This is a genomic window from Micromonospora sp. NPDC048843, assembly GCF_040649965.1.
Classification (GTDB): Bacteria; Actinomycetota; Actinomycetes; order Mycobacteriales; family Micromonosporaceae; genus Micromonospora; species Micromonospora hortensis.
Genome location: NZ_JBEZGJ010000099.1, coordinates 16,856 through 27,132 on the forward strand (window position 1 = coordinate 16,856; position 10,277 = coordinate 27,132).

8 protein-coding genes are annotated in these 10,277 nt (G+C 70.9%); 5 read left to right on the forward strand and 3 right to left on the reverse strand.

The genetic code is table 11. The features are described 5' to 3' along the window. Positions 1-4: 4 nt before the first annotated feature. Both AB0C20_RS22240 and AB0C20_RS22245 read right to left on the reverse strand, forming a co-directional pair. Positions 5-1,630, reverse strand: coding sequence for an FAD-dependent oxidoreductase (locus tag AB0C20_RS22240; protein ID WP_357568657.1), 1,626 nt, complete (start codon positions 1,628-1,630; stop codon positions 5-7). Positions 1,631-1,650: 20 nt separating this feature from the next. Further along, the gene (locus tag AB0C20_RS22245; protein ID WP_357568652.1) at positions 1,651-2,691 is read right to left on the reverse strand and encodes a LacI family DNA-binding transcriptional regulator; all 1,041 of its coding nucleotides are present in this window, start codon (positions 2,689-2,691) and stop codon (positions 1,651-1,653) included. Positions 2,692-3,011: 320 nt separating this feature from the next. Between AB0C20_RS22245 and AB0C20_RS22250 the strand changes: the two genes are divergently transcribed. Next, positions 3,012-4,040, forward strand: coding sequence for a hypothetical protein (locus tag AB0C20_RS22250; RefSeq protein ID WP_357568653.1), 1,029 nt, complete (start codon positions 3,012-3,014; stop codon positions 4,038-4,040). A gap of 7 nt (positions 4,041-4,047) precedes the next feature. On the opposite strand, the gene AB0C20_RS22255 is transcribed toward AB0C20_RS22250, so the two are convergent. Next, positions 4,048-5,001 (reverse strand): AraC family transcriptional regulator, encoded by a 954-nt coding sequence (locus AB0C20_RS22255; RefSeq protein ID WP_357568654.1) that lies wholly within the window; start codon positions 4,999-5,001, stop codon positions 4,048-4,050. A gap of 224 nt (positions 5,002-5,225) precedes the next feature. Between AB0C20_RS22255 and AB0C20_RS22260 the strand changes: the two genes are divergently transcribed. The 4 genes from AB0C20_RS22260 (at position 5,226) to AB0C20_RS22275 (ending at position 10,187) form a co-directional block, all read left to right on the forward strand. Then, complete coding sequence (locus AB0C20_RS22260) at positions 5,226-6,767, forward strand: NAD(P)/FAD-dependent oxidoreductase (protein ID WP_357179624.1); 1,542 nt, start codon at positions 5,226-5,228, stop codon at positions 6,765-6,767. 115 nt (positions 6,768-6,882) lie between these two features. Further along, positions 6,883-8,082, forward strand: coding sequence for a low temperature requirement protein A (locus AB0C20_RS22265; protein ID WP_357179628.1), 1,200 nt, complete (start codon positions 6,883-6,885; stop codon positions 8,080-8,082). Positions 8,083-8,240: 158 nt separating this feature from the next. Beyond that, positions 8,241-9,137 carry an acetyltransferase gene (locus tag AB0C20_RS22270; protein WP_357179632.1) on the forward strand — a complete coding sequence of 299 codons (897 nt, stop codon included), beginning with the start codon at positions 8,241-8,243 and terminating at the stop codon, positions 9,135-9,137. 75 nt (positions 9,138-9,212) lie between these two features. Beyond that, positions 9,213-10,187 carry an alpha/beta fold hydrolase gene (locus AB0C20_RS22275; RefSeq protein ID WP_357568655.1) on the forward strand — a complete coding sequence of 325 codons (975 nt, stop codon included), beginning with the start codon at positions 9,213-9,215 and terminating at the stop codon, positions 10,185-10,187. The last annotated feature ends 90 nt before the right edge of the window (positions 10,188-10,277 follow it).

Below are 10,277 nucleotides of genomic sequence, written 5' to 3' on the forward strand. Positions count from 1 at the left end.
TCCCTCAGTAGCCGGCGATGTCGGGCCAGCGCAGCTCGACGCCCTCGTCGGCGAGGCGGTTCTGGAAATCGGCCAGCAGGCCGGGGGTGTAACGCACCGCGCGGGGAGTGACCCGGCGGGCCAGGCAGAAGTCCGCGAGCAGACCGGCGACCTCGCCGATGTTCCACTCCACGGGGTGCAGGCGGTACGAACCGTTGGTGATGTGGGTGGTGCCGATGTTCTTCCCGGCGGGCAGCAGGTTCTCCACCCGCCGGGGGATCAGGGCGCCGAGTGGGATCTCGAAGGGACACGAGGCCACGTCGACGTAGTTGTCCCCGCCGGTGGACGGGTGCAGGTCGATGCGGTACATGCCGACGCCGACCGCGTCCGGGTAGTTGGCCGCGCCCTTGTCGCCGCGTACCGCCAGGGAGAGGTCCTGCTCGACGACCGTGTACTCGGCGCGGATGCGCCGCGCCTCACGGATGTACGGGGCCTGGGCCAGACCGCTGTGCGCGACGTCGCCGCCGGTGCTGATGCCACCGGTGCCGGTGACGTCACCGCGCAGCCGCAGCCCGGGGAAGCCGGACCCGCCGTCGGCGCGGGGCGCTTCGGTCTGCAGCCAGTAGAGCACCGACAGGGAGAGCTCCCGGGCCGCCGCGATCTGGTGGGCGGGGTCGGACACGTCGATCAGCGGCTGCTCGAAGTAGTCGATCATCGGCCAGTTGACCAGGCAGATGTCGCTGTCGTAGCTGCCCGGGACGAAGCTGCGCCGAGCGGCGATCCGGCGGAACGTCCACAGGTTGCCGTCGCCCGGACTCAGCCGCTGGTCGGCCATCACCAGCCACGGGTCGTCGTCCGGGTTGGGGGTGAAGCTGCGCTCGGAGATCTCCAACGTGCGCGGGTTGGGTGAGCGGAAGGAGAGCATCCGGTCGCCCCAGAACGGCGGCTGGTACGCCCGCCAGAAGTCGTACCGGGTCGGCCGGTCGATTGTGTGGTCGCCGTCGACGTGGTCGACAGCGAAGCAGACCGAGAACGCCTGCATGTTCTCCGGCTGCGCCTCGTCCGGCGCGCTCGGCTCCCCGGTCTCGCCCCGCGACTCGAAGCCGGTGACGTACTCGGTGTTGGTCAACGGCAGCAGCTCGCCGGTCTCGGTAGCGTCCAGCACGTACGGCGCGACCACGTGCACCAGTTCGCCGCTGTCGCGGTGCGCCAGTGTCACCCCGGTCACCCGGTCGCCGTCGGTGTCGGCCCCCACCGGCAGGTACGGCTGGAGCAGTCGCAGCCGGCCGGCCCCCCGGTACGGCGCGAGCATCGCCTCCAGCACCGCGACCGCGACCCGTGGCTCGTGGCAGAGCCGGCTCACGTGCCCGGCCCCCGGATTGAGCGCTGTGGCCTGACGGGCCCGGTCGGTGAGCGGGTAGTAGGCGCGGTAGTAGTCACGGATGCCGTCGCGCAGCTTGCGGTAGCTGGCGGTGACGCCGAACTGTTCGACCCAGGAGTGCTCGTCGGGCGGTACGGCCTGGCTGGTGAGCTGACCGCCGAGCCAGTCGTACTCCTCGCTCAGCACCACCGAACGGCCGGCGCGCAGCGCGGCGAGGGCCGCGGCGACGCCACCGAGTCCACCGCCGACGATCAAAACTTCGGCCTGCATCTCTGGCAAGAGCTGTCCTTTCACGGGGTCACCTTCGGCGGCGCGAGGGTGGCGCCGTCGACGGGCTGGCAGGGCACCAGCCGCTGCGGCACGGTTTCCGGGTCCGCCTCCAGCAGCCCGGTCAACACCTCGACGGACTGCCACCCCATCTCGCGGCGGGGGATGCGGAAGCCGGTGAAGTCGATGTCGGTGCTGGCCGGTCGGGTCGGGTCGCCGAGCGCCAGGATGGACAGGTCGCCCGGGATGTCCAGGCCCCGTTCGCGGGCGAGCTGGGCGATGGCCACACCGTCGGCGTACTCCTCGACCACCGCCGCCGTGACGCCCGCCGCGAGCAGGGCGTCGAGCAGTTCGGCGGGGGAGCGGTCGGTGGTCGGCAGGTGCCGTGGCGTGCGTCCGGCCTCGTCGAGCGCGGCCCGGAAGCCGCGCATCCGGTCGGCGTGCGACTCGGGGCCGGCGCCCTGGCCCAGGTAGGCCAGTGCGGTGTGACCTGCGGCCAGTGCGCGGCGCACCACGGCGGCGGTGGCGGTAGGGTAGTCGGCGCCAACGTACGGCACCGGCCCGCCCGCGTCGTCGCGGCGGCCGACCGAGACGAACGGTTGACCCTCGGTGACCAGCCGGGTCAGCTCGTCGCGGTCCAGCGATCGACCGAGCAGGACGCAGCCATCGGCCAGGCGGAGGCGGTTGTCGTCGTGGAATATCCGCCGCCGGCCGCCCGCCACCGGCGCGCTGGTGAGCAGCAGCAGGTCACAGCCGAGCCGTTCGGCGCACTCCTCGATGCCGACCAGGAACGGGTGGTAGAAGTCGCCGGTGCCGGTAGGGAAGACCGGCTCGTAGGTGAAGACACCGAGGATGCGGTTGTGCCGCGCGGCGAGCCGGCGGGCGACCGGGTCGGCGACGTATCCGGTGGTGCGGATGGCGTGCAGGACCCGTTCCCGGGTTTCCGGGGCGATCCTGACGTTGCCGTCGTCGCGGCCGTTGAGCACCAGAGAGACGGTCGCCTGGCTGACGCCGGTCATCCGGGCGATGTCGTGCTGGGTGACTCGCCTGCGCGAACCAGTCACGTTCCGTGTCCAATCGTTACCGAGGTAATACGCATTAGCGTCGGTGAGGTGAAATGGTGCGGCGCACCTGGCGTTGCCGTCAAGACCCTCGGGCGGAGAAGTTCTGCCGACGAAAACCGCTCGATAATTCGTATTAGCACCTTGACGGTCGACTGAGGACCCGGCCAGACTCGTCGATGACGACCCCGAGCGACCGGCCAGGCAGCCGTATCACCGACAGTGACGATGGCTGCGCTCTCGTCCGTGCCTCCCGGGTCGTCGCCGCGCCACCACCCACGCTCCGCGATCGACGAGCGTCCCCTCACGATCGGAGACACCAGATGGCACACGCGTACCCGAATCCGCCCTCCGGGCGACCCACCGAGCTGAGTCGGCGTGGGCTGTTGCGTGGCGCGGCGCTGCTCGGCGCCGCCTCCGCCGCCGGCGGTGTCGGCACCCTGCTCCAGGGCGCACCGGCGCTGGCCGGGCCGGCCGGTTTCCCCAGCTACCGCTACGTCCGCGATGCGTTCGACGGCCCACTGGCCTACAACCCCACCGGCGAAACGATCTTTCCCTGCGTACGCGGGGTCTACGACAAGATCACTGGCGCGAAGGGGCGCTACTACCTCTACTACGCCCCGCACGACGCGCCCGGCGGGATCTGCCTCGCCTACGCCGACCGGCTGGAAGGCCCCTACACCGAGCACCCCGGCAACCCCATCGTCGACCGGGCGCTACCGACCACGACGGTCAGCCACGTCTCGTCGCCGCACGTCGTCTGGAACGCCTCCAGCCGGGAGTTCTTCCTCTACTTCCACGGGGAGAACACCACCACCCGGGTGGCCCGCTCCCGAGACGGCATCACCTTCAGCGACGAGACGCCCATCCTGAGCACCAGGCTCGTACCGAACACCACCGAGACGTCGTACGCCCGGGTCTTCGAGCACCGGGTGACCGGGCTCGCCAACAAGTACGTGATGCTCTACATGGGAGCGCACACCGTTCGGCCCGGCACCCGGAAGATCTTCTGGGGTTGGTCGTCGAACGGCTGGGACCAGTGGCAGTTCGCGCCGGAGCCGCTGGTCTCACCGGCCGGCGACGGCCTGAGCGACATCTCCGCACCACATCTGCTCACCCGTAACGGCACCGCGTACGTCGTCTATCACGGCGGTGACGGCCGGATGCACCTCACCGAGGTCGGCAACGCCTTCGACCGGGAGGTGCATCTCGGGGTGTTCCACAGCCCGATCGCCTCCGACAACGGTCGGGTCGCGTCACCGAGCTTCGGCACCGACGGCGGCGTGGGCTACATGATCTACGAGGCGGGTCCACGGCTGGGCGCCCGGATCTGCGTGGCCCGGGCGGTCTGACCGCTCGTCACCGACGCAGGGTCGTGGACGGCGTCTCGCCGAAGCGGCTCCGGTACTCGGTCGCGAACCGGCCGAGGTGCACGAAGCCGTGTTGTAGGGCAACCGTCGTCACGGACGCCCCCGGCGCGGCCGAGCGGAGCGTGCGGTGCGCCGCGTCGAGCCGGCAGGCTCGCAGGTACGCGGTAGGGGTGGTCTGCAACTCACGGCGGAAACAGTCCTGCAGCGTTCGTACGCTCACCCGTAGCGCCTCGGCGACGTCACCGACTGTCAGTGCCTCCCCGTGGTGTTCGGAGATCAGGGCGCAGGCCCGGCGGACGAGACGCCCGGGGTGGGCGTGCTGGGCCGGCTCGGCCAGCAGGTGGGAGTGACTGTGCTGATGGGCCAGCAACAGCTTGCCGATGAGCCCCTGTTCGAAACGGGCGGCTACCTGCGGGTGGTCGAACAGGGACGCGTCCGCCGGCTGGGACAGCTCGTCGGCGAGGAACGCCACCCCGCGCGCCCACGCCTGCGCTGTCGGCGTGGTCATGAGCATGCCGACGTCGAGGCGGACCGGCTCGTCCACCGGGTGGCCCAGCAGGCGGGCGAGTTCCCGGTCGACGGCCCGCCGGTCGGCGTAGAAGATCCGGTGGGGCGATCCCTCGGACCACCGCATGTCCGAGGAGTCGTAAGGAGACAGCACCGAGGCGACGTCGGGGGTCGAGGTCACCGTCTGACCGGCGTGCCGGACCATCGTGCTGCCGGCGCCGGGGATCTGGACGAGGTAGAAGCTCTCCAGCGCGGGCGGTTGAATGCGTACCGCCTGCCCGTAGTCCAGGTCGATGACGCCCACTCCGCCCGCCCGGCGAGCCGCCATCCGCAGTTGCACGCTGTGCACACCCGCCTGCGGGGTGAGCCGGTGTGGACAGAAGACCCGACCCACCTCGGCGCGAGCCCGGTCGACGTCGTCCGTCCGGACCGTCACCGCATCCATCCGACACCTCCCGGGCGTCCCGTCGCGCTGACCGTAAGGCGTGACCGGGCCGGACCAGACCCGAAAGCCGTCGACCCGACAGGAAAAGGGTTCGGCTGCGTGTCGCGGACAGCGCCCGCGTCGAGCGGATAGCGACCTTCCCGCTCTGCTCGCTAGCGTGCGAGCACCGCGGGCGGTCAGCGCCGGCACGGTTCGTACGTCCTTCGGAGGAGACCATGAGGATTGCCGTCGTCGGCGCCGGATTCGCCGGTGTGAGCGCAGCGAAGGTGCTGCGGCAGAGCGGATTCGACGTCACAGTGTTCGAGCGCGCGCCCGACGTCGGGGGGGTGTGGAGTCGCACCCGGCGATACCCCGGCCTGCACACCCAGAACGACAAGGGCACCTACCACCTCTCCGACCTGCCGATGCCCGCCGCCTACCCGCAGTGGCCGTCGGGAGAGCAGGTCCAGCGGTACCTGGAGAGCTACGTGGAGAAGTTCGGGCTGGCCGGCGCGCTGCGCCTGTCCACGGAGGTCGCCTCGGCCGAGCTGGTGAACGACGAGACCGGGTGGCTGGTCACCTCGCGGCCGGCGGGCGCCCAGGATCCACTGACTGTGGAACGGTACGACCACCTGATCGTCGCCAACGGCATCTTCTGCGACCCGTTCGTTCCGTCCTTCGACGGGCAGGCGAGCTTCACCGCCGCCGGAGGGCGCGTACTGGCGACGGGGGAGTTCCACGACATCGAGGCGGCCCGGGGTAAGAACGTCCTCGTGGTCGGGTACGGCAAGTCGTCCTGCGACGTGGCGGTCCCGGTGAGCGAGGTCGCCGCCCAGACCCACGTGGTGGCGCGCGAGCTGCTCTGGAAGATGCCCCGCAAGCTCGGCGGTGCGCTCAACTACAAGTACCTGCTGCTCACCCGGATGGGTGAGGCGCTCTTCCGCTACCTGCACCTGAGGGGCTTCGAGCGGTTCCTGCACGGCCCGGGGAACGGTCTGCGCCAACGCATGGTCGACAGCGTCGGCTCGGTCGCGACCCGGCAGTTCAACCTGCGCGAGCTGGGTCTCGTGCCCAAGGGCAGCTTCGAGGACATCGCCCGCAGCACCGTCAGCCTCGCCACCGAGGGCTTCTTCGAGCGGGTCACCGACGGCCGCATCGCCGTGCACCGGGAACAGGTGATCACCGAGTTGCTGGTCGACGATGGTCGGCCCGCCGCCCGACTGGCCGACGGCACTGTGCTCCCCGCCGACCTGGTGATCTGTGGTACCGGCTTCCGCCAGCACGTGCCGTTCTTCGACGACGCGTTGCACGCCCGGCTCCAGGACGACGCCGGCAACTTCATGCTCTACCGGCAGATCCTGCCGATCGGCGTGCCGCGGCTGACCTTCGCCGGCTACAACTCGTCGTTCTTCAGCCCGCTCAGCGCGGAGATGGCGGCGGTCTGGACGGCCGCGTACCTGCGGGGTGGGCTGACCCTGCCGACCGAGGTCCGGATGCGTGACGAGGTGCGCGCCCGGCTGCTCTGGATGACGAAGCGCACCAACGGACGGCACGCTCGCGGCACGAACATCATCCCGTTCTCCATGCACAACGTCGACGAGGTGCTCGACGAGTTGGGGCTCAACGTCGGCCCGTTGACCCGGGCCCGGCAGTGGCTGTTCCCGGTCGACCCGGGCTCGTACCGCAGGGTGACGGCAGAGATGATCCGGCGTACCGCCGACCCGGTATCCGCCATCAGCGACGGGGACCCGTTAAAGATGGATAAAATACGCAGATAGGGATCAGGTGGGGCCGGTCGGCGAGGGAGGCTCGGGGACGATGGCAGCGGAACAGGGTCACCGCCGTGGCGTGCCCATGCCGGCGGCCCTGGCCGGCTGAGCTGTCCCGCCGTCCGTGCTGACGCGCACCGAGTTCTTTCGTGGGCTCGGGGACAGTAGGAGCCCCCGCTCGGCGACCGTCCTGGAACTGCTGTTCGACATCGTCTACGTCTTCGCGCTGGCCCGCCTCGCCGGGCGGGTCGCTGACGACCTGACCATCGTCCGGCACACACTGCTGTCCGAGGCGGGCCAGACCGTCCTCTTCTTCACGGCGATGTGGATGATCTGGTCGCTCAACGCCCTGCTGGCGAGCACCTACGACCCTCGGCGCCCCGACCTGCAGGTTGTCCTGCTGGCGACGATGTTCGGCACGCTGGTGCTGGCGGTGACCCTGCCGCAGGCCTTCGGCCAACGCGGCGTCGTCTTCGCCTGCACCTACGTCGTCATCCAGGTCGGCCGACCGCTCTTCCTGGCGTTCGCCCTGCGGGGCCACCCGGCGCACACGTTCTCGCTCCGGGTGCTGACCTGGCACCTGGCGTCCAGCGTGCTCTGGATCAGTGGCGGCATCAGCGGCGGTCTCGGTCGGGGCATCTTCTGGTCCATCGCCCTCGCCATCGAGATGATCGGCGCCGCCACCACCTACCCCCTTCCCCGCGTGGGCCGGAGTCAGCTCAACAGCCTGAGGGTCACCGTCTCGCAGGAGCATCTCGCCGAGCGGTACAACCAGTTCTTCATGATCGCTCTCGCCGAGGTGGTGCTCGAAGCCGGCGCGGCGGTCAGCTTCCCGGGCTTCACCACCGAGGGGACCATCGCCCTCGTCGCCTCGTTCGTGGCGGTCGTCTCGTTCTGGCGGATCTACTTCTACCACGTCAGGACCGGCCATGCCTCGACCCCGAGCGGGGAGGGAATCCAACTGTCGCGGTGGGCGAGCTACAGCCTGCTGTTGATCGTCGGTGGCATCATCTGCACCGCTGTCGGCTTCGGACAGGTCATCGAGGACCCGCACCCGCCCATCGACTGGGCCCTGGTGGCCATCATCTTCGGCGGACCGGTGCTGTTCCTGGTCGGGCGGAGCACCCTGGAGCGGGCGAACCGATCCGCGCCGCGGTGTCGGGCGCTGTACTACGGCGTTGTGGCGCTGGCCGTGGCGGCCCCGCCGATGGTGCTGCTCCCGCCGGTCGCCGTGGCGGCCGTCGCGGCGGTGATCCTGGCCGGCATCACGGTGTACGACCAGCGTGCCCACAAGCGTGGGTCGGAGACCAACCCGACGCTGTGACGAACCGTTGCGTGCCGGCGACCCCTGCGCGTATGGTCGTCGGGCACGCCGTCGAGCTGGAAGGAGGTCAGAACAATGTCCGATGTTCTGCGCCCCCTCCGCGCTCCGGCGTCCGCGCGGATCTGATCCGGGGCGCGCGCTTCCCGGAGGACCAACCCATGACTGATCTGGTCATCCGTCCGCTCGTCGCGGACGAGGAAAACCTGTTCGACTCCATGCCTGATCCGCTGCCCCAGCTGCGCCAGGTCGCGTACGCCGACGGGATCGCCGGCGGCGGTTACCGTCCCGAGCACACCTGGGTCGCCCTCCGTGCCGACCGGGTGGTCGGTCGGGCAGCCTGGGTCCTCCCGCCGGGCGCCGTCGGTGCCCCGTGGTTGGAACGGTTCGACCTGGACGCCGAGCCGGAGGTGGGCGCCGAGCTGCTGCGCGCCGCCCACCAGGCACTGGGCGGTCCCGGTCTGTACCACGCCGCGCTGCCGGCGCACTGGCGGCGTCGGCCCGAGGTGCTGGCTGTGGTGCGGGCACCTATGGAGGCCGCCAGGCTCGCCGGGCTGGTCGAGCGGGGGGAGCGGCTCCGCTGTTCCTGGACGGGCACACCCCTACCGGCGTCCTCCGGACGGTACGACTTCCGCGCCCCAGTCGACGTCGCGGAGGTCAAGGCCCTGGTCGCCAGGATCGCCGAGCCGGACGTACTGACCGGCGTCGAGAACGCACTAGCGGTCGGCGGCGTCGACCTGGCCACCGACCCGCTCGCCTGGCTGGGCGACGCCCTCGAGGGATGGCGCGTCGCGATGGACGCGGGTAAGCCGGTGGGCCTGGTCGGAACGGCCGGCGACGCCTGCTTTCCACTCATCGCCTATCTCGGCCTGCTCGACGAGGCCGTCCGACCCGAACTGCTGGCTGAGGCGGTCCGGGTGCTGGCCGCCGGCGGTGCCCGCGAGGTCATCGCCGACGTGGACGCCCACCGGGTGACGGTGCTGGCGGAGTTGGAGCGGACCGGCTTCCGGCAGTTGCGCTCCCGGGTCGTCTTCGCGCCGCCGAACAGCCAGGAATAGCTGACCGGGTGCGCCCGGTCACCCGGGCGCACCCCCTCGGCCGGCGTCGAGCGCGGCCCCTGTCAGCATCTGACCATGCCGGAGATCATCGCGCTTCTCGTCGGCGGGTTGGCGCTCGTCGGGGCGGCGGTCGCCGGGCTCTACCTCTGGCCGCTGGGCCGCCGTGGGCTACGGGTCGCGCCGGCCCGACCGCTCGACTTCGACACGGCCACCCGTGCCGCCGCGGCCATCATCGCCGCCGAGACGGCCGACCCGGAGGTGCGACCGGAGTCGCGCAGTCGCCTGCTGAGCCACGGCTCCCGGACCGGCCGGGCCGTGCTGCTGTTGCACGGGTACACCCTCGCGCCCGAGCAGTACGCGGGGCTGGCCGAGAAGTTCTTCGACAGTGGGTACAACGTCTGGGTTCCCCGGGCGCCCCAGCACGGGACCGTCGACCGGCGGGCCCACCACCGGGTCGAGGCCGGTGAGCTGACGACGTACGCCGCGCAGGGCTGGGCCGTCGCGGCGGCGCTGGGAGACGAGGTCGGCGTCGTGGGGATCTCCGGCGGTGCCGTGCTGGCCGCCTGGCTGGCCCAGGTGCCGGGCAACGTCGTACGACATCTGCTGTTGCTGTCACCGTTCTTCGGCCCGAATCCGCGGCAGGCGCCGGCCTACGCGGTGAAACCGCTCATCGTGCTGTACGGGCGCCGCGTTCTCCGGGACCGCGTCACGTCGCGTGGCTACTCGCTCGCCGCCGTCACCCAGTACCTGACGATCGCCCGTACCCTGCCGAATCCGCCCCGGCGGACCGGTCTGCGGACCGCGGCGGTCGCGATCAGCCCGCTCGACGGCGTGGTGGACCTCGGGGCGGCGGTCGACGTGCCGCGCCGGATTGCCGACGCGAACGCGGTGCCGCTGCGGGTGTGCACCCTGCCGGAGCGGTTGGGCGTAGGTCACAACACCCTCGCCCTCGCGGCCCTGGGCGCCGAGGGCGACGAGCTGCTCCGGCTGTACGTCGCGCTCTACGAGGGTGAGACTGACGACGCGCTCGTCCGCACCACCCGGCAGTAGGTCGAGCCCGGTCGCCGCGAGGCTGGCGCCGGGTTATGGCAATCTGATCAGCCAGCGGAGCTCCAGGTTCAAGGGCGTCTTAGAGTGACC

Coding starts and splice junctions, on each gene's coding strand:
- AB0C20_RS22240 (WP_357568657.1), bottom strand. CDS start 1,630: ATGCAGGCCGAAGTTTTGATCGTCGGCGGTGGACTCGGTGGCGTCGCC.
- AB0C20_RS22260 (WP_357179624.1), top strand. CDS start 5,226: ATGAGGATTGCCGTCGTCGGCGCCGGATTCGCCGGTGTGAGCGCAGCG.
- AB0C20_RS22275 (WP_357568655.1), top strand. CDS start 9,213: ATGCCGGAGATCATCGCGCTTCTCGTCGGCGGGTTGGCGCTCGTCGGG.
- AB0C20_RS22250 (WP_357568653.1), top strand. CDS start 3,012: ATGGCACACGCGTACCCGAATCCGCCCTCCGGGCGACCCACCGAGCTG.
- AB0C20_RS22270 (WP_357179632.1), top strand. CDS start 8,241: ATGACTGATCTGGTCATCCGTCCGCTCGTCGCGGACGAGGAAAACCTG.